General features: G+C 71.8%; 18 protein-coding genes. 12 read left to right on the plus strand and 6 right to left on the minus strand.

Annotated features, from left to right (window positions below):
- The first annotated feature begins 132 nt into the window (after window positions 1-132).
- The 3 genes from Aco03nite_RS35515 to Aco03nite_RS35525 are packed head-to-tail and all read left to right on the plus strand — an operon-like array spanning window position 133 to window position 4,895.
- A complete protein-coding gene (locus Aco03nite_RS35515) occupies window positions 133-1,998 on the plus strand; it encodes a P-loop NTPase family protein (RefSeq protein WP_373872659.1) in 1,866 nt (621 codons plus the stop codon).
- Between the two features lie 2 nt (window positions 1,999-2,000).
- Window positions 2,001-3,659, plus strand: coding sequence for a GTPase (locus tag Aco03nite_RS35520; RefSeq protein WP_373872660.1), 1,659 nt, complete (start codon window positions 2,001-2,003; stop codon window positions 3,657-3,659).
- 33 nt (window positions 3,660-3,692) lie between these two features.
- The gene (locus Aco03nite_RS35525; RefSeq protein ID WP_203803767.1) at window positions 3,693-4,895 is read left to right on the plus strand and encodes a hypothetical protein; all 1,203 of its coding nucleotides are present in this window, start codon (window positions 3,693-3,695) and stop codon (window positions 4,893-4,895) included.
- A gap of 26 nt (window positions 4,896-4,921) precedes the next feature.
- Here Aco03nite_RS35525 and Aco03nite_RS35530 read toward each other — a convergent pair whose 3' ends face one another.
- Window positions 4,922-5,176: a hypothetical protein gene (locus tag Aco03nite_RS35530; RefSeq protein ID WP_203803770.1), complete on the minus strand. Its 255-nt coding sequence runs from the start codon at window positions 5,174-5,176 to the stop codon at window positions 4,922-4,924.
- A gap of 601 nt (window positions 5,177-5,777) precedes the next feature.
- On the opposite strand from Aco03nite_RS35530, the gene Aco03nite_RS35535 reads away from it, so the two are divergent.
- From Aco03nite_RS35535 to Aco03nite_RS35565, 7 genes are all read left to right on the plus strand, one after another.
- Window positions 5,778-6,305: a hypothetical protein gene (locus Aco03nite_RS35535; RefSeq protein ID WP_203803773.1), complete on the plus strand. Its 528-nt coding sequence runs from the start codon at window positions 5,778-5,780 to the stop codon at window positions 6,303-6,305.
- Between the two features lie 517 nt (window positions 6,306-6,822).
- On the plus strand, window positions 6,823-7,962 hold the full coding sequence (gene pdhA / locus Aco03nite_RS35540; RefSeq protein ID WP_203803776.1) for a pyruvate dehydrogenase (acetyl-transferring) E1 component subunit alpha: 1,140 nt from the start codon (window positions 6,823-6,825) through the stop codon (window positions 7,960-7,962).
- Entirely contained in the window at window positions 7,962-8,939 is a 978-nt protein-coding gene (locus Aco03nite_RS35545; RefSeq protein WP_203803778.1) for an alpha-ketoacid dehydrogenase subunit beta, read from the plus strand. Before pdhA ends, Aco03nite_RS35545 begins: the two co-directional genes overlap by 1 nt.
- Window positions 8,940-8,944: 5 nt before the next feature.
- On the plus strand, window positions 8,945-10,402 hold the full coding sequence (locus Aco03nite_RS35550) for a dihydrolipoamide acetyltransferase family protein (RefSeq protein WP_203803877.1): 1,458 nt from the start codon (window positions 8,945-8,947) through the stop codon (window positions 10,400-10,402).
- A gap of 190 nt (window positions 10,403-10,592) precedes the next feature.
- Window positions 10,593-10,745, plus strand: coding sequence for a hypothetical protein (locus tag Aco03nite_RS35555; RefSeq protein ID WP_203803780.1), 153 nt, complete (start codon window positions 10,593-10,595; stop codon window positions 10,743-10,745).
- Window positions 10,746-11,089: 344 nt separating this feature from the next.
- The gene (locus Aco03nite_RS55075) at window positions 11,090-15,172 is read left to right on the plus strand and encodes an LppU/SCO3897 family protein (RefSeq protein WP_275415934.1); all 4,083 of its coding nucleotides are present in this window, start codon (window positions 11,090-11,092) and stop codon (window positions 15,170-15,172) included.
- Window positions 15,173-15,293: 121 nt separating this feature from the next.
- Window positions 15,294-17,108 (plus strand): NHL domain-containing thioredoxin family protein, encoded by a 1,815-nt coding sequence (locus Aco03nite_RS35565; protein WP_203803782.1) that lies wholly within the window; start codon window positions 15,294-15,296, stop codon window positions 17,106-17,108.
- Here Aco03nite_RS35565 and Aco03nite_RS35570 read toward each other — a convergent pair.
- The 3 genes from Aco03nite_RS35570 to Aco03nite_RS35580 are packed head-to-tail and all read right to left on the minus strand — an operon-like array spanning window position 17,096 to window position 19,285.
- Window positions 17,096-17,839, minus strand: a complete 744-nt coding sequence (locus Aco03nite_RS35570; RefSeq protein WP_203803879.1) for a LamB/YcsF family protein — start codon at window positions 17,837-17,839, stop codon at window positions 17,096-17,098. The two genes, Aco03nite_RS35565 and Aco03nite_RS35570, sit on opposite strands and share 13 nt — an antisense overlap.
- Before the next feature lie 7 nt (window positions 17,840-17,846).
- Window positions 17,847-18,683 carry a 5-oxoprolinase subunit C family protein gene (locus Aco03nite_RS35575; RefSeq protein ID WP_203803784.1) on the minus strand — a complete coding sequence of 279 codons (837 nt, stop codon included), beginning with the start codon at window positions 18,681-18,683 and terminating at the stop codon, window positions 17,847-17,849.
- Window positions 18,680-19,285, minus strand: a complete 606-nt coding sequence (locus tag Aco03nite_RS35580; RefSeq protein WP_203803786.1) for a 5-oxoprolinase subunit B family protein — start codon at window positions 19,283-19,285, stop codon at window positions 18,680-18,682. Before Aco03nite_RS35580 ends, Aco03nite_RS35575 begins: the two co-directional genes overlap by 4 nt.
- A gap of 78 nt (window positions 19,286-19,363) precedes the next feature.
- On the opposite strand from Aco03nite_RS35580, the gene trhA reads away from it, so the two are divergent.
- Window positions 19,364-20,041 carry a PAQR family membrane homeostasis protein TrhA gene (gene trhA, locus Aco03nite_RS35585; protein ID WP_203803797.1) on the plus strand — a complete coding sequence of 226 codons (678 nt, stop codon included), beginning with the start codon at window positions 19,364-19,366 and terminating at the stop codon, window positions 20,039-20,041.
- A gap of 43 nt (window positions 20,042-20,084) precedes the next feature.
- On the opposite strand, the gene Aco03nite_RS35590 is transcribed toward trhA, so the two are convergent.
- Complete coding sequence (locus Aco03nite_RS35590; protein ID WP_203803799.1) at window positions 20,085-20,369, minus strand: DUF6458 family protein; 285 nt, start codon at window positions 20,367-20,369, stop codon at window positions 20,085-20,087.
- A gap of 116 nt (window positions 20,370-20,485) precedes the next feature.
- Between Aco03nite_RS35590 and Aco03nite_RS35595 the strand changes: the two genes are divergently transcribed.
- Window positions 20,486-21,004, plus strand: a complete 519-nt coding sequence (locus Aco03nite_RS35595) for a SixA phosphatase family protein (RefSeq protein ID WP_203803813.1) — start codon at window positions 20,486-20,488, stop codon at window positions 21,002-21,004.
- On the opposite strand, the gene Aco03nite_RS35600 is transcribed toward Aco03nite_RS35595, so the two are convergent.
- Complete coding sequence (locus Aco03nite_RS35600; RefSeq protein WP_203803822.1) at window positions 20,976-23,225, minus strand: S8 family serine peptidase; 2,250 nt, start codon at window positions 23,223-23,225, stop codon at window positions 20,976-20,978. The two genes, Aco03nite_RS35595 and Aco03nite_RS35600, sit on opposite strands and share 29 nt — an antisense overlap.
- Between the last annotated feature and the right edge of the window lie 109 nt (window positions 23,226-23,334).

Here is a 23,334-nt window from a genome sequence, read left to right on the forward strand (position 1 = left end):
CGCATCGTCAAATCGAAGTTGAGTCCGACGGGCGCAAGTCGGTGCTCCGGAGTGGCACCGGCACATACCTGTCAGGTCACGGCATTCCCGGACCCGGTTGTCCTGGATGCATAGATCGTGCACGCTTGACCCGTGACGACGCACGGAGACGCGGTCGGTCCGTCGGCCCAATCCGCCGTCCCCGCCGAAACGGATGAGAAGCAGCAGGTGAAGGCGGCCATAGACCCATCAGATCGTACGGGCGGTGGCCAGGTTCGTCCGGCGAACCTGGAAGTCCCACCCCAGCTGGCACGCCTGGCGACCGGGCTGAGCCGGCTGCGGGCGGCGCTCGGCGATGTGTCGTACCCACTGGAGCTGCCCGCCGCGGACGAGGCACGGCGGGTCGGCAAGGCGCTGACCGCCCAGCTCGACGACTACCTGCTGCCCCGGCTGGCCCGGCTCGACGCCCCGTTGCTGGTGGTCGTCGGCGGTTCCACCGGCGCCGGCAAGTCCACCCTGGTCAACAGCCTGGTGCAGGCCCCGGTGAGCACCGCCGGCGTGCTCCGGCCGACGACCCGGTCCCCGGTCCTGGTGACCCACCCGGACGACCTGCAGTACTACGCGCCGGGTCCGGGCGGGATCCTGCCCGGCCTGACCCGGACCGGCCAGTCGAGCAGCGCGCCGGACGCGATCCAGGTGGTCGCCGCCCCGACCATCGGCCCGGGGCTGGCCCTGCTGGACGCGCCGGACATCGACTCGGTGGTCGACCACAACCGCAAACTCGCCGCTCAGCTCCTGGCCGCCGCCGATCTGTGGCTGTTCGTCACCACCGCCGCGCGGTACGCCGACGCCGTCCCGTGGGAGATGCTCACCACAGCCCGGTTGCGCGGCACGGTGATCGCCCTGGTCCTGGACCGGGTGCCACCGGAAGCGGTCGGGGACATCGCCGCCCACCTGGGCGAGATGCTGACCGCCAACGAGCTGGGCTCGGCGCCGCTGTTCGTGCTGCCGGAGACCGCCCTGGACCAGCGCGGCCTGCTCCCGGACTCGGCGATCGGCCCGATGCGGGTCTGGTTCGCCCAGCTCGCCGAGGACGCGAACGCCCGCTTCACGGTGGTCCGGCAGACCCTGAACGGGGCTCTCGCCGCGCTCGCCCCGGCGGTGACCGGCCTGGCCGACGCCGTCGACGACCAGATCCGGACGGCGCAGGCCCTGGACGAGCGGGTCGATGCGGCCTACCGGACCGCCCGGCGGGTCGCCGAGGACGGTCTGCGTGACGGCCGGCTGCTGCGCGGCGAGGTGATGGCCCGCTGGCAGGAGTTCGTCGGCACCGGTGACCTGGTGCGCGGGCTGGAGTCCCGGGTCGGTCACCTGCGGGACAAACTCGTCGCCGCGGTCAGCGGCCGGCCCACCCCCGGTCAGAACCTGCGGGTCGCGATGGAGTCCCAGCTGGTCACCCTGATGCGCGGGGTGGCGACGGACGCGGCCGAGCAGGCGTACGCCGCCTGGCAGGCCCACCCGGCCGGCGAGGCCCTGCTCAACCCGGATCTCCAGCACGCCTCCGCCGACCTGCCGGAGCGCGCCGATCGCCTGGTCCGCGACTGGCAGCAGTGGGTCCTGGACCTGGTCCGCGAGGAGGGCGGCGACAAACGGGCGGTGGCCCGGGGCGCCGCCTACGCGGTGAACGGGGCCGGGCTGGCCGTCATGATCACGGTGTTCACCGCGACCGCCTTCATCCCCACCGGCCTGGAGGTCGCGGCGGGCGCCGGCAGCGCGGTGGCCGGGCAGAAGGTGCTCGAGGCGATCTTCGGCGACCAGGCCATCCGCACCCTCGCCACCCGGGCCCGGGCCGAGCTGCTGACCCGGATGGAGAAACTCCTCGCCGAGGATGCCGCCCGGTTCACCGAGCTGACCGCGCCGGTGCACCTGGAGGCGGCACGGAGCAGACTGCTCCGGGAGACCGCCGCCGAGGTGGAGAAAGCCAGAGAGGAACTTGCTTTGACCGGGTCGGGGTCGTGAACGTGGCACAGACGGTTCGGAACGACCAGATCGACACCGATGACCTGACCCGCCGGCTCGAGGCGCTGTCCCGGTTCCTGCGGATCGTCGACCCGTACCTGCCGGACGGTGAGCTGGTCACGGCGCACACCCTGGTGGAGCGGGCCAGCGGCCGGCTCACGCTCTCCCTCGACCACACCGTGGTGGCGCTGGCCGGCAGCACCGGCAGCGGCAAGTCGAGCCTGTTCAATGCGCTGGCCCGGTTCAAGCTCTCGCCGGTCGGCGTGCGCCGCCCGACCACCGGCAACGCGCACGCCGTCGTCTGGGGCCCGCTCGAGCCGGCGAACCGGCTGCTCGACTGGGTCGGCGTGCTGCCCCGGCAGCGGTTCGTCCGGGAGAGCGCGCTGGACGGCGACGACGAGGCCTCGATGCGCGGGCTGATCCTGCTCGACCTGCCCGACTTCGACTCGATCGAGCGCGGCCACCAGCTCGAGGTGGACCGGCTGCTCGGCCTGGTCGACCAGATCGTCTGGGTGGTCGACCCGCAGAAGTACGGCGACCGGGTCCTGCACCAGGCCTACCTCTCCCAGTTCGCCACCCACTCCGGCGTCACGATCGTGGTGCTGAACCAGGCCGACCGGCTCAGCCCCGCCGACACCGAGGTGGTGCTCGGCGACCTGAAACGGCTCCTCGGTGAGGACGGCCTGGACGACACCCCGGTGATCGCCTCCTCGGCGAAACAGCCGGGCATGCTCAGCGACCTGCGCGCCGCGCTGGAGGTCACGGTCGCCAACCGGCAGGCCGCGCTGCGCCGGCTGGCCGCCGACCTGGACGCGATCGGCGACCAGCTGGGCTCGATGATCGGCCCGCCGGCCGCCGAGGACGAGGTGGACCGGACGACCGTCCGGCAGCTGTGCGACTCGCTGTCCGCGTCGGCCGGGGTGCCCGGGGTGGCGGACGCGACCGCGGGGGCCTATCGGCACCGGGCCGCGGCGGCCACCGGCTGGCCACTGGTCCGCGGCCTGCGCCGGCTGCGCCCGGACCCGCTGCGCAAACTGCACCTGGCCGAGCCGGTCAAGACCGACTCGGTCTCCACCGACGTCGTGCCGCGTACCTCGGTGCCGGAGGCCGACGCCGCGCAGAAGTCCGCGGTCGGTCTGTCGGTGCGCGCCGTCGCGGCCCGGGCCGCGGCGCCGCTGCCGGAGGTCTGGACGCCCGCGCTGAACAGCGCCGCCCGCTCCCGGGCGGCCGATCTGCCGGACGCGCTGGATCGTGCGGTCGCGCAGACCGACCTGGGCCTGGAGAAACCGCCGGCGTGGTGGCGGGCCGTCGGAGTCCTGCAGTGGGTGCTGCTGGCGATGGCCGGAGCCGGCCTGGTCTGGCTGATCGCCGGGTACGCGATGGCCGCCCTCGGCCTGCCGGAAATCGACGGTGTCGAGGTGGGCACGGTCCCGCTGCCGACGCTGCTGCTGCTCACCGGGCTGGCCGGCGGGTTCCTGCTGTGGCTGCTGCTGCGGCCGGTCATCGAGGCCGGCGCGCGCCGGGCCCGCCGCCGGGCCGAACAGCGGTTGCGATCGGCGATCACCGAGGTCGGGCGTGGTCACGTGGTCGGGCCGGTGCGTGAGGTTCTCCACGCGTACGCCCAGGCGAGGGAAGCGCTCGGCGTCGTGCGCTCGGAGTAGTTCATGTGGCCGCCGCGGGCGTAGGCTCGCGGCATGCCCGCACCCCGGACCGCGTACGACGCCGTGCTGCACGCGGCCCGCGACGTCACGAAACTGGGCTGCGCGCTCGATGCCGAGATGCTCGGCACCGCGCTGCTCGGCAGTGTCTACTCGGTCGCCGAGGAGGACCGGGCCGAGGCCGTCCGTGACTTCGTCGGGCGTTTCCTGACCGCGACCACCGACCCGGACAGCGCCGCCGCGGCCACCATCCGCGAGGTCTTCGCCGCCCTGGTCCCCGATGCGGAGGGCGCGTCCCAGGTCGGTCACGGCAGCCGCGCCCCGTCCTGGGTGACGCAGCTCGGGCGGGTCAGACCCACAGGCTGCTGGGCGTACGGGGACATCTACGGCGACCAGACCTCCTACCTCGTCACGTACGCCTACGAGGACACCGTCGGCGGTGGCCCGGAGCACGCGGTGGTGGCCCTGGTCGACCACAACATCGGCATCACCAAGGACGTCTTCGTCGCCACCTCGGCCGGGGCCCTGCTCGCCCAGGTGCGGCAGATCTGCGACGACGACGAGCTGTGCTGGTTCCGCAGTGAGGACCCGGGGCGACTGCGCGACGAGGTGGGCCGGCACCTGCGGGTCACCGACGAGCTGGGCGACCTGCCGTCGGACGGTTCGCTCGCCACCGACCGGGCGCTGGCCGCCGCCCGGCTCGCCCTGCTGCCCGCCGTCACCACGCCCCCGCTCGACGAACCGGCCCGGCCCTCCGGCGGTGACCTGTTGCGGGACTTCCTGTCCTCGCCGGAGGCGGCCCGCTTCGAGCTGCCGGACGGTCCGCCGACGTCGGCCGACGTGGCGTCGATGGAGTTCTGCCTGAGCCTGGTGTTCGACCACGCCCGCGGCCTGCCCGACGGTGACCCGTTGCGCTGGAGTCCCGCGGTGGCCGGCCTGTTCCTGCTCGACTGGGTGCACCGGCGGGCGGTTCTCGACCTGGACGACGCGGCGATGATGCCCCGGGTGGTGCGGGCCTGGTCGGCGTACACGTCACGCCGCCGCCTGCTGCCGGCCGCCGCGGTCGAGGAGATCCAGACCGCGGTGGAGGAGCTGATCCCGGAGTTCGCCCGGCTCTACACGACGGGTGAGCGCCGCAGCCCGGCCACGGCGGCGGTGGCCCAGCTGATCTCCGAGGGTGTCGACCCCAACGACAGTGCCGCCATCGACGCCTGGCTGGAGGCCAACCGCGACGAGTGACCCCGCGGCGGGCTCAGCGGGAGGACTCAGCGGCGGTTGGTGTGGTGGTCCTCGGCCGGGTCGGCGTGGTGCCGGCCCACCCGGGAGCTGCGGTCGCGGGAGGACGCCTCCGGGTGGCCGGCGTGTTCGGCCCGGTGCTGGCCCCGGTACGGGCTGTTGTTGAGCCGGGTCTCCTCGGTGTTCGACTCGGCGAGCAGACGGCGGACCACGTTGAGGTCTCCGCCGGAGTAACTCTGTTCGAGCACCCGGGACGAGCGGATGTTGTTCGGACGTTCGGGCACGGCTGACCTCCGGCGGGATCGGGTCCGGTCGGTGGACCGGCTTTCGTGGGCTTGGTCACAGGCGGGGTCGGGCGGATCTTCCCGGTAGTGGCGTGGTCTGCCTCGCGGATCAACGCCGGGATCCGGTCCGGGGTGATCGGAATCGGACCGATCCCCGTGGCGATCGCCGGAGCGCGGATGTTTCGGGCGATCCCGGCCGGCGGGCACCGGTGGCAGATCAGAAACGGACGGGAAGTCCACCAGCCGGGACTGTCGCCCGGGCCGGGCCGGCTTCGCGGGCCGGCTCCGGTCCCCGTCGCGAGCCGGCTTCGCGAGGCGGGTCCGGTCCCCGTCGGATGGCTTCGCGGGGCGGGTCCGGTCCCCGTCGGATGGCTTCGCGGGGCGGGTCCGCGCCGGCGGGTGGCCGCTGGACGCATGACGAGGCGCGATGCGCGGGCCGGACCGGTCACCTCGGGGCTGCTCTCGGCGGGGCTGGGCTCGCAGGGGACGGTCCGCGTGGGTGTCGCGTCGGCTCGAACTCTTGGGTGGATCCGCCTTTCGGGTGCCGGGGGCCGGGGCGGCGGTGCTCCCGTCGTACCCGAGCGGCGGTTGATCTTTCGGCATGGCGATCGACGGGCCCTGGGTCGCGCCGGAACCCGGTGGCATCGCGGACCCCGGCGGTGGGGACGACGACGTCGGCACCGGGTCGAGGGGAACCGGCCCGGTAGAAGACCCGCCGGAGGAGTGGGACGAGGAGCCGGGGGATCCGGACGGCCCGGTGACCGGCCCCGTGGAGGAACCGGGCAGGACGCCGGACGACGACCCGGGACTGGCCGGGAGGCCGGCGGAGGGATCCGTGGGAGAGCCGGGAGAACCGGAGGGGCCGGACAGACCGGGGGAAGACGGCATCACGGGCCCGGTGGGAACGGGCCCGCTGTGGGAGGAACCGGACGCTGGACCGGCCGGGGACACCGGGCCCGGTGGGCCGATCGACGACGGGATGACCGGCCCGGTCGCCGGGGGCGGGAGGAACGGGACGTCCATCGCGCCGGGCCGGTCCTGGCCGGTGAGTTCCCGCGACCCGGCGGTGATCACCGCGAGGGTCGGCAGCGAGGCGAGCCCGACCAGGAGCGCGACCATCAGCACGTAGCGGCGGGTCGGGCCGGAGAAGCCGAGATCCTCGCGATACACCCCGTTCCGGCGCTTGCGCAGCACCTTGGGCGGCGGCGCGAAGTCGTCGTCGGGCTGCTGCGGCACGCGGGTGTCCCCCCAGAGACAAAGACGGTGACAAAGATCGTCTTGGATCCGTTCCGGTCACTGGGGAGAAACGACCGATGGGGCGTCGGGGAGCGGCACGCAAGGGGCATTCGTACCAAAGTGCATGCACAAAAACTATTAAAACGGACAAATACTCTTAACAATCAGTCATCAAAAAATCTCTATCTGCTCTGTGATCACGCTCACTCTCTCTGTCAGGATGGGTTCGACGGCACGCCGCCGCCACCTTTCGCCTACCAGCAAGGTCAAGCGGCCCGTCCCGGCACCGATAAGTCACCGTGCCGGACCGCCGCGCGGTCGCCCCACCCGGGCCAGGCGCGGTTTTCCAGAGGTCAGCCGCGTGGCCGGGCAACACCCGCCGCGGGCGCAAGAGGAAACAGGAGAAACGGATGGCGAAAGGCGAGAGCGTTGCCGGGACCGACATACCGGCCGGCGGCTTCGTCCAACTGCTGACCCCCGACGGCGAGCGTTTCGACAGCGTCACCACCGCTGACGGCACCACGTACTCCGTCGACTTCACCGACGAGGAGTACCGCGAGCTCTACCGGGATCTGGTCACGGTCCGCCGCCTCGACACCGAGGCGGTCGCCCTGCAACGACAGGGTGAACTGGGCATCTGGGCCAGTCTGCTCGGTCAGGAGGCGGCCCAGGTCGGCTCGGGGCGGGCGTTGCGGCCGCAGGACATGGCGTTCCCCACCTACCGCGAGCACGGGGTCCTCTACACCCGCGGGATCGACCCGATCATGCCGTTCGGCCTGTTCCGCGGCGTCGACCAGGGCGGCTGGGATCCCAACGAATTCCGGTTCAACCAGTACACGATCGTCATCGGCTCGCAGACGCTGCACGCGACCGGCTACGCCATGGGCGTCACCATGGACGGCAAGACCGGCTCCGCCGACGGCGAGGCCGTGATCGCCTACTTCGGGGACGGCGCGACCAGTCAGGGCGAGGTCAACGAGGCGTTCGTCTGGTCCGGGGTCTTCAACGCGCCGATCGTCTTCTTCTGTCAGAACAACCAGTACGCGATCTCCGAGCCCCTGGAGCGCCAGACCCGGGTTCCGCTCTACCAGCGGGCCGGCGGGTACGGCTTCCCCGGCATCCGGGTGGACGGCAACGACGTGCTGGCCAGTTACGCGGTCACCCGGCAGGCGCTGGACAACGCCCGCACCGGCCAGGGGCCGACCCTGATCGAGGCCTACACCTACCGGATGGGCGCGCACACCAGCTCCGACGATCCGACCCGCTACCGCATCGCGAGCGAGGTCGAGGCGTGGAAGGCCAAGGACCCGATCAGCCGGCTCCGGGCGTTCCTCACCAAACAGAAGATCGTCAAGAAGGACTTCTTCGCCCAGGTCGACGACGAGGCCACCACCAAGGCCCTGGATCTGCGCGAGCGGGTGCTGGCGATGCCCGACCCGCAACCGGTCACGCTCTTCGACCACGTCTATCCGAACGGCTCGCCCGAACTCGACAGGCAGCGCGCCGTGTTCACCGAGTACCAGGCCTCCTTCGAGGGGAGCGGGCACTGATGATCACTCTGGGCAAGGCACTCAACCACGGGCTCCGGCGTGCGCTGGAGGACGACCCCAAGGTCGTGATCATGGGAGAGGACGTCGGCAAGCTCGGCGGCGTCTTCCGGATCACCGACGGCCTGCAGAAGGACTTCGGCGAGAACCGGGTGATCGACACTCCGCTGGCCGAGGCCGGCATCATCGGCACCGCGGTCGGGCTGGCCATCCGCGGGTACCGGCCGGTCTGCGAGATCCAGTTCGACGGGTTCGTCTTCCCGGCGTACAACCAGATCGTCGCCCAGGTCGCGAAGATGCACTACCGGTCCCAGGGCAAGGTGCGGCTGCCGATCGTCATCCGGATCCCGTTCGGTGGTGGCATCGGGGCGGTCGAGCACCACTCCGAATCACCCGAGGCCTACTTCGCGCACACGCCCGGCCTCAAGGTCGTGAGCTGCTCCAACCCGGCCGACGCGTACTCGATGATCCAGCAGGCGATCGCCTCGGACGACCCGGTGATCTTCTTCGAACCGAAGCGGCGGTACTGGGAGAAGGGTGAGGTCGACCTCTCCTCCGCTCTGCCGGCGGCGACGCCGCTGCACTCGGCCCGGATCGTCCGGCCCGGGACGGCCGCGACCCTGCTCGCCTACGGGCCGATGGTCCGGGTCGCGCTCGACGCCGCCTCGGCGGCCGCCGAGGACGGGCGGGAGCTGGAGGTCATCGACCTGCGCTCGCTCTCCCCGATCGACTACCCGGTGATCTTCGAATCGGTCCGGCGGACCGGGCGCGCGGTCGTCGTGCACGAGGCGCCCGGCAACGTGGGCCTGGGCGCCGAGATCGCCGCCCGGATCACCGAGGAGTGCTTCTACTCACTGGAGGCGCCGGTGCTGCGGGTGACCGGGTACGACATCCCGTACCCGGCGGCCCGGGTGGAAGAGGAGTACCTGCCGGACCTGGACCGGGTGCTGGACGCCGTCGACCGTTCGTTCGGCTGGTGACCGCGATGTCCCGGATCAAGGAGTTCAACCTGCCCGACCTCGGCGAGGGACTGACCGAGGGCGAGATCCTGGCCTGGCTCGTCAAGGTCGGCGACACCATCGAACTGAACCAGCCGATCGTCGAGGTGGAGACGGCCAAGGCCGCCGTCGAGATCCCGGCGAAATGGGGTGGGGTGGTCACCCGGATCTTCCACGAGGCCGGGGCGGTGTGCGAGGTCGGCCAACCGATCATCGCGATCGACACCGATCCCACCGCTCCTCCCGTTCCCGGACCTTCTTCTCCGGACTCTTCGGCCTCTCCGGCCTCTCCGGCTTCGTCGGCTTCGGCGGCTTCGTCCGAGGAGGCCGGGGCCGGGTTGATCGGTGGACCGGCGCCGGGCGGGCGCACGGCGGTCCTGGTCGGTTACGGTCCGCGCACCACGAGCGCCAAGAGACGACCCCGCGTCGGTACGGGGAACGAGAACGGTCACGCCCCGGTGGCGCCCGCTCCCACTCCCGTCGTTCCTGCTCCCGCGCCTGTCGTTTCCACTCCCGCGCCGGTCAGCCCGGAACCGGTCGTCGCGGCTCCGGTCGTCGTAGGCGGACGGGCCGGTGCGGTGCTGGCCAAGCCGCCGGTGCGGAAACTCGCCCGGGACCTCGGGGTCGACCTCACCGGTGTCGACGGGACCGGGCCGCTGGGCTCGGTGACCCGGGACGACGTGCGGCGGGCGGCTGCTCCGGTCGTACCGGCAAGCGGGCCTGAAGCTCTTGACCTTGGGTCTCGGGAACGACGCATCCCGGTCAAGGGGGTGCGGAAGCTGACCGCGCAGAACATGGTGGCGTCGGCGTTCACCGCGCCGCACGTCACCGAGTTCCTGACCGTGGACGTGACCCGGTCGATGAAGACGCTGGCGAAGCTGAAGGCCGGGCGCGAGTTCGCCGACGTCCGGATCTCGCCGCTGCTGCTGGTGGCGAAGGCGGTGCTGCTCGCCGCGGCCCGCCATCCGATGGTCAACTCGACCTGGTCGGGCGAGACCGGCGAGATCGTGGTCAAGGACTACGTGAACCTGGGTATCGCCGCCGCCACCGACCGCGGGCTGATCGTCCCGAACATCAAGGACGCCGGCCGGCTCGGTCTGCGGGAACTCGCCGAGGCACTGAACACGCTGGTCCAGGTCGCCAAGTCGGGGAAGACCCCGCCCGCGGACATGACCGGCGGCACGCTCTCGATAACGAACGTGGGCGTGTTCGGCATCGACTCCGGCACCCCGATCCTGCCCCCGGGTGAGTCGGCGATCCTGGCGTTCGGTGCGATCCGGCCGATGCCCTGGGTGCACAAGGGCCGGATCCGCCCCCGTCAGGTGACCACCCTGGGGCTGTCCTTCGACCATCGGATCATCGACGGCGAACTGGGCTCCCGGTTCCTGCGCGACATCGGCACGTTCCTGGAGGACCCGTCGACGGCAATCCTGAGTTGGACCTAGGTTCATTCGGCTCTTTCAGCCAGAGGCCTTCGATCCTTAGGTACATGACCCAGCTCACCCCCTAAATCGGTGGCGGCGTCCCGCTCGTCCGCGCATAATGGACTCAACAGCGGGACGCGCGCCACCGCCACAAGCGGTCGGCGACGCTCGTCAAAGCGAAACCGGTCACCGCCGGAGGAAAGAGCACGTCATGAGCACCGCCCAGACCATGATCGACCGCTTCCGTCAGCGTCGGATGATCAGCCGCCAGAACCGCGCGATCGACCGCGCTCTCGCCGGCGCTCCGACCCAGGCGATGCGCGACGAGATCGCCGTCATCGCCCAGCGGCGTTGGGTCTCCTGACCCGCCCCGCTTCCACCTCTCGAAACGGCCCGCCCGGGTGACTCGGGCGGGCCGTTTCGTGTCAAATCACACTTTCGAAGATCCGCCTACGGTCCCTCCGGGGCGTATACCGGGATTCCTCCCGCCGCGAGCGCCCGGTACCGTGGGCACGGTCCCTGATCCGGCTCGGCCGGTCGGCCCGGGGAAACCGGGGCCATCGGTGGCCGCAGCATTCCGGTCCGGCACGGCGGGCATTCAGCCCGACACGGCGGGTACCGGAAGCTGGCACGACCCAACGGCGGAAAGTCGCCGCTGGGGTCGCGTCCGTGCAAAGCTGGCACGGCCGCATCGATGAGGAGGCGCATATGACGTCCGAGGGGCAGCACGCCGGTCAGCCGGCCGAGGCCACGTCGGGCGGACCGACGTCGGGTGGGCCCGACCAGCGCACCGCGGGCCGCGCATCGGCCCCGTCACCCGCTGAGGGCTTCCCCAATTCCTACGGGCCACCGCCGGCCAGCGCCCCCGGTGGGGGTTCGCCGTTCGTGGTTCCGACGGTCTCCTCGTTCGGCGCGGGGCCCAACCCCACCGGCGGCACGTCGTACGGGTCGGCCCGTGTGCCCGCACCGGAGAGTGACCTGCCGCAGCGGAACGCCTCGCCCTACGGGGCTCCCGAGGCGGCCTCGCCCTACGGCACGGTCTCGCCCTCCAACGGACAACCCGGGACACCACCTCCGCCGTACGGGTCCACGCCCGCGCCGTCGTCCGGAGCGCAGCCCGCCTGGGCGCCTTCGGGTTCCGACTCGGCCGCGTCCTTCCCGCCGCCGGCTGCTTCTTTCTCGCCACCGGCCGCCCCGCAGGGTGCCGGTGAGCAGGCGCCGTCTCCGTTCGGGGCCTCCGGTCTGCCCACGCGGACCCCGGCTGCCAGCCCGCCCGGTTCCTCCTTCGGTGGTTCGCCCGCCGAGACTCCGTCCAGCTTCGCGGCGCCCAAGACCACGGCCAACGGGCTGCCGACCCGCACGCCCGGCGCCACCGCCCCCGAGGACGGCGGTCTCGGCCGCTCCTTCTCGGCCTTCGGTGACCAGCCGGTGCGGGTTCCCGGCGCCAGCCTCTCCGATCTGCCGGACACGTCCACCGGTTCCACCGGGCAGAGCGGGTTCACCGCCGGGCCCGCACAGAACAGCTGGATGCAGCAGACCGCCAAGTCCTCCGACTCGTCGGCTGACGCCTCCCGGCCGGCCGCCGACTCGTTCCCGTCCCGGCGTGGCGACGGTGGCGGGTTCCCGCTGCGCGCACCCGCCGGTCCGGGCACCGACCCGGCCGGGTCGCCGGGCTCTTCGCAGCCCGCGTTCGGCACCCCGTCCGGGCCCACCGGGCTCGAGTTCGGCACCCCGTCCGGTTCTGCCACGCCTGGTTTCGCCACACCTGGTTCTGCCACGCCCGGTTCTGCCGCGCCCGGCTTCGGCGCGCCTGGTTCTGCCACGCCGGGTTTCGGGACGCCTGGTTCTGCCACGCCCGGTTTCGGGACGCAGTCCGGGTCTGCCACTCCTGGCTTCGGGGCGGCCTCGCAGCCGGCCTTCGGCACGCCGTCCGGGGCTCAGCCCAGCCTGGACCTGCCGATTCGTAGCCAGCAGCCGTTCGGGACCTCGCCGTTCGCGTCCTCCGCACCCGGCTCGCCCGCAACCGGCTCCCACTCGGCCGACTCGTCCGCATCGGGCTCCCATGCGGCCGGTTCGCCCACCTCCGGCTCACATGCGGCCGGATCGTCCACTTCCGCCTCGTCCGCCGCGGACCAGCCGCCCGCTTCCGCTGCCGGATACCCGCAGCGTGTGCCCGGTGCGGCCCTTGCCTCTGGGGGAAGTCTGTCGTCCAACGCTCCAGCCCCGGCCGATCCGGGTTCGTCGCCGTTCGGCGCGACCACCCCGGGTTCCTCGTCGTTCGGGCCGTCCGGTTCTTCGCCCGCCACGGGTTCGCCCTTCGGCAGTGCACCCGGCTCGTCACAGTTCGGGTCCTCACCGGCCAGCGGGTCGCCCTTCGGTAACTCCGCTGCGGCCGGCGGCTCGTCCGATTCCGCACAGTTCGGTGCGACCACCCCGGGCTCCTCGTCGTTCGGGCCGTCCGGTTCCTCGCCCGGCACCTCGCCGTTCGGTGACTCCTCGGCCGGCGCCTCACCGTTCGGGGGATCCGCGCCGGTCAGTGGCACGCCGGGAACGCCGCAGTTCGGCGGGTCCGCCTCGGTCAGTGGCACGCCCGGGTCCTCGTTCGGCGCCTCCTCGGACTTCAGCGGTTCGCCGGACGCCTCCGCGTTCAACGGCACGTCCGGGTCCTCGACCTTCGGCTCTGCCGGGTCCTCGCCGGTCAGCGGCAACCCGGGCGCCTCGACGTTCGGCTCCGCCGGAGCCGCTCCGGTCAGTGGCGCCTACGGTGCCCCCGCGGCCTCCTCGCCCTACGGTGAGTCGGCCGGTTCGCCCTACGGTGACTCCTCCGGATCCTCGGCCGGCTCGTCGTTCGGCGGTTCGGACTCCTTCGGCGGCTCGGCCGACTCCAACTCCTTCTCCGGCTCGTCCGGGGCCTTCCCCGGTGCCGCCGGCTCCTTCTCCGGTACTGCGGGCTCCGGGGCTTTCTCCGGTGCCGCGGGTTCCGGAGGCTCCGGGGCTTTCCCCGGTGCGGCCTCCGCGTCTCTGGGTGGCGAGCAGTCCGGCACGCCGGGCAGTGACCAGCAGGGCGCGTCGTCGGTTCCGCAGCCGCGTGAGCCCGGCGCCAAGCCCGCGGTCGGCTCGGCCCGTCCGGTGACGGCCAGCGCCTCGGTGCCCGGCCGGGTCAGCCCGACCGAGGCCGCCGAGATGCCGCCGCCCGCCGCGTCCGCGCCGCAGGCTCGTGTCTACGGCCGTCCCGCCGCGTCCGCCCCCGACGACTCGGAGGGAGATTCGGCGAGCTCTTCCCGTTCCGAAGAGACTCCTTTCGGTGGCCAGCCGGCTGAGAACCAGTCCGGCCTGCCGCAGCGTGGCGCGGCTTCGGTCGGTAGCTTCGGTGTGCCGCAGAACGACGGTTTCGGCGCCCAGAACGAGGGCCCGTCCGGCGGTTTCGGATCACCCCAGAACGACAGCGGCTTCGGCTCGCCGCAGGGTGGCGGCTTCGGCACCCCGCAGAGCGAGAAGCCGTCCGGCGGCTTCGGAGCCCCGCAGAACGATGGCGGTTTCGGCGCTCCGCAGAGCGACGGCGGCTTCGGTTCTCCGAAGGGCGACGGCGGCTTCGGCTCTCCGCAGGGCGGTTTCGGCGGGCAGCAGAGCGAGAGTCCGTCCGGCGGGTTCGGCACGCCGCAGGGCGGTGGTTTCGGAGCGCCGCAGGGTGAGAACCCGTCCGGTGGCTTCGGTCTGCCGCAGCGTGGCCAGGCTCAGCCCGGTGGTTTCGGCGGTTCGAACGACAACGGCTTCGGCCAGCGCGGTGAGGAGCCGTCCGGCGGCTTCACCCCGCCCCCGAACGACGGCGGTTTCGGATCACCCCAGGGCGGCGGCTTCGGCGGCTCGCAGAACGACGGTGGGTTCGGCACGCCGCAGCAGGACGGCGGGTTCGGTGCACCGCAGGGTGGTGTCTTCGGGACGCCGCAGAACGACGGTGAGCAGCAGTCCGGCGGGTTCCCGCAGCCCGGTGACGGCACTCTTCCGGGCGTGGCCCCGCAGTCCCCGGCCCGGGCGTCCGCCCGCGCCAGCGCGAGCGCCCGGGTGACCCCGCCGGAGGCCGATTCGCCGTTCGCGATGCCGGGTTCGCCGCAGTTCCCGGCGCCGGGTGCGGGTTCGGCGATGCCTGGCTCGCCGCAGTTCCCCGGTTCGGCCCCGCCGTTCGGTGGTGGCAACGACCAGTTCGGTTCGCCGATCGGCCCGCCGTTCGACGCGGGTCGTGGCGCTCCGGCGGACCAGTACAGCGAGCACACCACCGACGTGTCCGGCCGCGGTGACTCGCCGTACGTCCCGGCGCCCGCGCTGCCGCCGATGCCCGGTGACCAGACCAACGCCTTTCCGGGGAGCCCGGCGGCCCGGGCCACGGTGACGCCGCCCGGCCCGGAGGACACCACGAGCTGGCCCGGCCCGTCCGACGAGCAGGACAAGTTCGACCAGTTCAAGTCGGAGACCCCGGCGCCGCCTCCGGCGAAGACGAACGTACGGACGATCCCGGTGGCCCTGGCCGTCGTGCTCGGTGCCGGCATCCTGCTGGCGGTGGTGTTCGGCCTGGTCTACCTGATCTCCGGTGACGACGAGTTCAAGGTGTCCCAGGGGCAGTGTGTGAAGCGCAACGGCACCACTCCGGTGGTGGCGGCGTGCACCGACCCGGACACCTTCCAGGTGACGAGCATCGTCGCGTCCAAGGACCAGTGCGGTGACGCCACCCAGCCGTACATCGTGATCCCGAAGGACAGCGGTGACCAGGTGCTCTGCCTGAAGAAGAACACCTGAGGCCTGACGGAGAACATCTGAGACCGAAGAGGAACAACCGACCGGCAGTAGAACGTGAACCAGGTCCCGCTCGGCAGAGCCGGGGCCTGGTTCGTTCATGCGGGTAGGGCACCATGGCGGGATGGAATTTCGCGTGCGTGCGCCCGAACTCAAGGGTCGCGGTTGGCTGAACACCGGCGGTAAGGCTCTCACTCTGGCCGATCTGCGCGGAAAGATCCTGGTCCTGGATTTCTGGACGTTCTGTTGCATCAACTGTCTGCACGTCCTGGACGAGCTTCGCCCGCTGGAGGAGAAGTACGGCGACGCGCTCGGGGTGATCGGCGTGCATTCGCCGAAGTTCGAGCACGAGCGTGACCCGCAGGCGCTGGCCGCCGCGGTGGAGCGGTACGGCGTGCACCACCCGGTGGTGGACGACGGTGACATGCACCTGTGGCAGCAGTACGCGGCGAAGGCCTGGCCGACGCTGGCCGTGGTCGACCCGGAGGGCTACCTGGTCTCGTCGATGGCGGGCGAGGGGCATGCCGAGGGGCTGTCCCGCCTGATCGGCGAGCTGATCACCAAGCACGAGGCGAGTGGCACCCTGCACCGCGGCGACGGGCCGTACGTTCCGCCGCCCGCGCCGGAGGGTCTGCTGCGCTTCCCGGGCAAGGTGATCGAGCTGCCGACCGGCAACCTGCTGGTCTCGGATTCGGCCCGGCACTCGGTGGTGGAGCTGTCCGCGGACGGGGAGACGCTGGTCCGCCGGTTCGGGTCCGGCACCCGGGGTGAGCCGTTCAGCGAGCCGCAGGGCCTGACCCTGTTGCCGCCGGCGGTGGCGTCCACGGCCGGTTACGACGTGGTGGTCGCCGACACCGTCCACCACCAGCTGCGCGGCATCAACCTGACGACCGGGGAGATCACCCTGGTGGCGGGTTCGGGCCGGCCGTGGCGGTCGACGGTCGACGATCATGCGCACGACGCCCTGGCGGCGGATCTGTCGTCGCCGTGGGACGTGGCGTGGTTCGAGGACAAGATCGTGATCGCGATGGCGGGCATCCACCAGCTGTGGTGGTTCGACCCGATCAAACGCACGGTGGGCGTCTGGGCCGGTACGACGGTGGAGGCGCTGCGCGACGGCCCGATCCCGGACGTGTGGATGGCCCAGCCGTCCGGCCTGTCGGTGAGCGCTGATCAGAAACGGTTGTGGATCGCCGACAGTGAGACCTCGGCGGTGCGCTATGTCGAGGCCGGGGTGATGCACACCGCGGTGGGTCAGGGACTGTTCGATTTCGGTCACGTGGACGGCCCGGCAGCCGAGGCGTTGTTCCAGCATCCGCTCGGGGTGACCGCTCTGGCCGACGGTTCGGTGTTGGTGGCGGACACGTACAACGGCGCGGTCCGGCGTTTCGATCCGGCGTCCGGCGAGGTCTCCACGGTGGATTCCGGGCTGGCCGAGCCGAGCGACGTCCTGGTCACCGGGGACGGGACGGTGATCGTGGTGGAGTCGGCCGCGCACCGGCTGACCCGGCTGGCGCCCGGCGTCGTCAAGACGGTGACCGGGGAGCGGCACCGGACCGAGCGCCCGCCGTCGCACCTGGCGCCCGGCGAGGTCACCCTGGACGTGATCTTCACGCCGGCGCCGGGGCAGAAGCTGGACAGCCAGTTCGGTTCGCCGCTGCGCCTGACGGTGTCGGCGTCACCGGCCGAGCTGTTGCTGGAGGGCGAGGGTGTCACCACCGACCTGTCGCGCAGACTCGTGCTCAACCCGGACGTACCGAAAGGGGTCCTGCAGGTTGTCGCGCAGGCCGCGACGTGCGACGTGGACGCCGAGTTCGGCGCCTGTCACCTGACCCGGCAGGACTGGGGCGTGCCGATCGTGATCGACCGCGAGGGCCCGCAGCGCCTGCCGTTGATCCTGCGCGGCATCGACGAGACCGGAAGCGATCAGAAGGACTGAACCGGTAGGTGGTCGGCCAGGGCGGTGCGAACCGCGCGGGCCAGGTCGACCGCGCCCGGGGTGTCGCCGTGTACGCAGATCGAGCGGACCGGGCAGGGCGTGACGGTACCGTCGACGGCGATCACCTCGCCGTCGACGGCCATCCGCACCACCCGGGCCACCACGTCGTCCGGGTCGTGCACGATCGCGTCCGGCCGGTTGCGGGGCACGAGACGGCCGTCGGGCAGGTAACCGCGGTCGGCGAAGCCCTCGCCGATCACCGTGAGCCCGGCCTCCAGGGCGCGCGCGGCCAGCACCGATCCGGGCTGGCAGAGCACCGGCAGGCCGGCGTCGTAGGCGAGCACCGCGTCGATCACCGCGGACGACTGGACCACGTCGACGGCGGCGGTGTTGTAGAGGGCGCCGTGCGGTTTCACGTACCGCACCCGGTCGCCGGCGGCCTTGCAGAACGCTTCCAGGGCACCGATCTGGTACAGGATGTCGTCGCGCAGCTCGTGCCGGTCGTAGTCGATCCGCCGCCGCCCGAAGCCGGCCAGGTCGCGGTAGCCGACCTGGGCGCCGACCGCGACACGCTTCTCGGCGGCGCGCCGGCACACCCGGTACATCGTGGACGGATCGCCGGCGTGGAAGCCGCAGGCCACGTTCGCCGAGGTCACCACGTCGAGCAGGGCGTCGTCGTCGCCGAGGCGCCAGGCGCCGAAGCCCTCGCCGAGGTCGGCGTTCAGGTCGATCCAGTGGTCAGTCGAGCTCACGGAATCTCACGGTAGTCCCCGGACGGGCCTGGGCAAGGGGGGTCACGTCGTCGACCACGCCGATCACCGGGTAGCCGCCGGTGGTGGGGTGGTCGGCGAGGAAGACGATCGGCCGGCCGTCGGCGGGCACCTGCACCGCGCCGAGCACCACGCCCTCGGAGGGAAGTTCGCCGGCCTTCGCGCGGGTCAGGGCGGTGCCGGCCAGCCGGGTGCCGATCCGGTTGCTCAACGGCCCGATGGTGTACGGGGTACCGAACAGCCCGGTGAGATCACACCAGTCGTCCCGCGGTCCGCGCCGCAGTCCGAGCACGAACTCCCCGCCGATCCGGGCCGGTTCCCCCACCGCCGGCGCCCCGGTGGCCGTCCCGACGGGCAGCACGGCCCCGTCGGTGAGCCGGTCCGGCCCCAGCCCGGAGAGGGTGTCGGTGGAGCGGCTGCCCAGCACCGGTTCGACGACGATGCCCCCGGCCACGGCGAGGTAGGACCGCACGCCCCGGATCGCCGGCCCGATGTCGACGACGCCACCGGCCGGTACCTCGAACAGCTGACATCCGCCCGGCCGTTCCACCGGCCGCTGGTCCACGTCGATCGCGGCGAGCGCCCCGGTCACCGCGACCAGGGCCGGCGCGGCGAACCGCAGGGTGCACCCGAGCAGCGTGGTCTCCAGCCCGGCCGCGTCGTCGGGGTTGCCGACGAAGCGGTTGGCGAGCCCCAGGGCGGGCGCGTCGAGGGCGCCGGAGCGGGGCACGCCCAGGTGGGCCCAGCCGGGACGGCCGAGGTCCTGCACGGTGGTGAGCGGGCCGGCCCGCAGCACGGTGATCACTTCGCCACCAACCGGACCCGTGTGCCGGGGGTGAGGAGGGCGGGCTGCTCCCGGCGTACGTCGAAAAGGGTTTGATCGGTGGTGCCGACCAGCCGCCACCCGCCGGGCGACGCCGTGGGGTAGATGCCCGCCCAGCCACCGGCGAGGGCGACCGATCCGACCGGCACGCGAGGACGTGGAGCGTCGAGCCGGGGGACCGCCCAGTCATCCGGGAAACCACGCAGATAGGCGAAACCGGGCGCGAAGCCGGAGAAGGCGACGGTGAGCCGGGTCTCGGTCAGCCGTCGCACGGTCTCGTCCGGAGTGACCCGCCAGAGTGCGGCGACCGAGTCCAGATCAGCGCCGTCGAAAACCGTCGGGATCTTCACCACCGGCCCGCCGGTACGACGTTCGCCGGGAGCCGGTTCCCACGCCGTGAGCAGCGCTTCCGTGCCCGGGGCGACGCCGTCGAGGAGGACCGTCAGGGCGCCCGGGACGATCTCGGTGACCCGCAGTTCGCCGGTCTCCCGGCGGCGCCACAGCTCGGCCCGCCAGTCTTCCACCCGGTCGGCGTCCGGACATTCGATAAGCAGTCCGGAGGCCCCCACCCGTCGTATCTTCATGGGGAAATCATCCGGTGGAGTCAACCGTATCCGGCATCACTACCCACTAGTAACCTACGGTGCCGTAACCTGGATCCCGTGACGACCTCAGCCCCGTTCCGGATGAAGCCGACCGACCTCGGCAAGCCGCGACTACGCGGTCGGTTGCATCAGTACGCGTTCTTCGTCGCACTGGTCTGCGGCGCCGTGCTCAGTTCGATCGCGCTGAGCAGGCCAGGCATCTCCCCGTTCCTCAGCTGCCTGATCTACAGCATCACGGTGTGCGGCCTGTTCGGCACCAGCGCCCTCTATCACCGCCGGGTGTGGAGCGAGCGTGGCTACCAGATCATGCGCCGCGCCGACCACTCGATGATCTTCATCTTCATCGCCGGCAGCTATACGCCGTTCTGTGTGCTGCTGCTCGAGGGCACCACCCAGGTCGTGCTGCTCAGCCTGGTCTGGGGCGGCGCTCTCGGCGGTGTCGCGCTGAAGATGATCTGGCCGCACCTGCCGCGCTGGGTCGGCGCCCCGCTCTACGTGGCACTCGGCTGGGTCGCGGTCGCGATCATCCCCGAGGTGCTGCACGTCGGCGGGGTCACCTGCCTGGTGCTGCTGCTCGTCGGTGGCGCCATCTACACGATCGGCGCGGTCTTCTACGCGCTGCGCCGCCCCAACCCGTGGCCGACCGTCTTCGGCCACCACGAGTTCTTCCACGCCTGCACGCTGGTCGCGGCGATCTGCCACCACATCGCGGTCTACTTCGCTCTGTACGCATGAGGTCCGGGCCCCTGCGATCAGGGGCCCGGACCTCATGGCTTCGTCAGGAGTACGCGGGAGGCGGCGGCGGGGGAACGTCGTCGCGACGAACCTCGCGGTACTCGGAGGTGTAACCAGGACCGGCGACGGGCTGTTGCTGCTGCCGGGTGACCACGGTCGTGCGGCGACGGTTGCTCCAGAAGAACAGTGTGATCAGCAGACCGGCGAAACCGGCCAGCATCAGGATCCAGCCGATCACACCGATGTCCAGGCCACTGATGTCCGCCTCCACAGCGAACGCCAGGATCGCGCCCAGAGCGATCAGAAAAATGCTCGCACCGATGCCCATCGGACCCTCCTCGGGTGGGTGTCCGCTCGGCCGGGCGCCGATCGCTCGACCGTGATGAATGCGTCGAAGCAGCGTTTACCCGCACGTGCCGAATCCCAATCAGGCAAGCTGTTCGGATGACCACGCGGACGCTCATTCTGCTGCGCCATGCCAAGGCCGAGACCCCTGGCGACTTCGACGACTACGACCGCGCGCTCACCGAACGCGGGAACGCCGACGCCGACGCGGCCGGCGCCTGGCTGACCGACGAGCGACTGCACCCGGAGTTGGTGATCTGCTCCCCGGCCAAGCGCACCCGGCAGACCTGGCAGGGCGTCGCCATCGCCCTGGGGCAGGCGCCGTCGGCCCGCCCGGGGCCCGAGGTGCACTACGAGGACTCGATGTACCTGGGCCGGGGCGGTGAGGTCTTCGAACTGCTGAAGGCGGTTCCGGACACGATCCGCACGGTTCTGGTGGTCGGCCACAACCCGACCATGTCCGAAGTGTCCGCTCTGCTACTGCCGGACGACCAGTACACCGGCACGGTCCTGGAGATGAAGACCGCCGGGCTGGCCGTGCACACCGGGGAGAAGCCGTGGTCCTCGGCGGAACCGGGCTCGATGCGCCTCACCCGGTCCCACACCGCCCGCGGCTGAAACCTACTTCCGGTACCAGGGTCCGGGTGGTCGTGGACTTCACGTTCCCCAGTTTGTCGTACGCCCGGACCTGGACCTTCATGGTCTTGCTCTGCTTGTTCACCTGGACCTTCAACAGGTAACCGGCCGTCGCGTCCTTCGCCACCACCTTGCCGTTCACCAGCAGCTCGACCCGCGCGACCCCGGCGGCGTCGGACGCCTTGACCGAGACCGCGACGGTCCCCTCGACCCTGGCCCTGTTCTTCGGTGCCTTGGTGATCGAGACAGTCGGCCCGGCGTTGTCCGCGATCACCGTCCGGGTGTAGGCGCGGACGTTCCCGGCCTTGTCGGTCAACTTCCAGAGCAGATCGAGACGGCCGGAGTACGCCCCGCCGGCGGTCTTCAGCGAGTAGGGCGCGGTGGTGTCCCGGCCCACGCGCTTCCCGTTGGCCCAGAGCTCGGCAAACGCGACTCCGGTGACGTCGTCGGTGACCCCGGAGATCGTCGTCGTGACAGCGCCCCGGACCCGGGTGTTCGCGGCCGGGCTGATCCCGGTGGCGGTCGGCGCCTGCTCGTCGGCCCAGCCCTCGAAGTTCGCGCTGCCGATGTTGCCGGCCTCGTCGTAGGCGTCGACCGAGAACAGCCCGCCCCCGCCCGGGGGGACCCGGATCGTCGCGGTCCAGGTGTCGGTGCCCGGCGCACGGGTCATCGCCACGCCGGAAGCCAGCACCCTCGTCGTGTCGGGGCTCGCCGTGACGACCACGTCGACCGGATTGCGCACGATCGAACCCCGCACCGGAGAGACGATCGAGACCGTGGGCGCGACGGTGTCGAAACGGACCGTCGTGCTCTTCTCGGCGACGTTGCCGGCGTGGTCGTACGCCCGGACGGTGATCTCCCGCGATCCGCTCCAGTCCGCCGGGGCGTCCACCCGGATCGGCTGGTCCCATGGGGTCTTCCGCTCACCCACGACGACCCCGTCGACCAGGACCGCGACCCGGGCCACCCCGTGGTCGTCGGTCACCATCGGATCCACCGTGATCGGCTCCGCGGAGATCCGGCCCTCGGTGAGCCCGGTCGACACCACGACCGGGTTCACCGTGTCCGCGGCCCCGAACCGGCTCATCAGGTCGGCCGCGTCCAGGATCGGCGGGTCGTAGTGCCGTTCCGGGCTGGGCACCGCGCCCGCCACGATCGCGTCGCTCACCTGGGCCGCGGTCGCGCCGGGCCGGGCGGAGAAGGCCAGCGCGGCGGCTCCGGCGACGACCGCGGCCGACGCGGGCGAACCGGCCAGGTAGCGGTCGGCTCCCGCGGCGCCGGGCACCCGCAGGTTGTCGGCGGCGGCCACCTCGATGTAGAAGCCGTTGTTCACGTTGGTGTTGCTGCTCTTGCGGCCGGCGCCGTCCACCGAGGCCACCGTGAGCACACCGGGGAAGGTGCCCGGGTGCTGCGGCTGCGAGGTGCCGGTGTTGCCGGCCGCGTCGATGATCAGGGCGCCCTTCTTCTGGGCGTACTGGACGGCGTCCCGCATCAGGTAACTGAAGAAATCGGCGGTGCCGGCGACCATGATGACCCGGGCGCCCTGGTCGGCCGCCCACACGATGCCGGCCGAGAGGTCCACGCCGGTCCCGCTGCCGGGATCGTCCTGCACCCGGACCGGCAGGACCCGGCACCCGCCGCAGACCCCGCTGTCACCACCGCCGGCGATGATGCCGGCGACCAGCGTGCCGTGCCCGTCCTCGTCGGAGGCGTCGGTGTCACCGTCCACGAAGTCGCGCCCCGGCAGGATCCGCTCGGCGGGAAGTCCCTGAGCCGGGCTGACCCCGGTACCGAGCACCGCGACGACGGTGTCCGGACTGCCGGCGCCCCAGGTACGGGCCGCGGTCACCCGGCTCGTGTCGAGCGACCCGGCGGTGGCGGCGTCACCGGGCACGACACCGGTGGTCACCCGGACGTCCGGCTGGGCGAACCGGATCCCGGCGCCCGCCCTGGCCCGCTCGCCCGCTTCGAGGCGGCTCTCCGGCGGCACGTCGACCACGATCGCGTCCATTCCCGGCACCGGGCGGCTGCCCAGCGCCAGGTCACCGATCCGGTTCACGACCGCCGCCGGATCGGTGGTCGGCAGCATGCCCACCACCAGGCGCCCCGGCCACAGCAGGTCCTCGATCGGCGCGGCCGAGGCCGGACCCACCGCGAGACCCACCATCAGGGCGGCGGCCAGCGAGGAGGAAAGAAGACGCACCAGCAGGCCCCCGTACATCAGTCCACTGAGGAGATCGAGGACGATCTTAGGACTCGCCGGTACGCCTCCGTATCATCCGAAAAGACGAGGCCCCGGTGGACGCCGTTGT

It is taken from the genome of Actinoplanes couchii (assembly GCF_016862075.1).
GTDB lineage: Bacteria > Actinomycetota > Actinomycetes > Mycobacteriales > Micromonosporaceae > Actinoplanes > Actinoplanes couchii.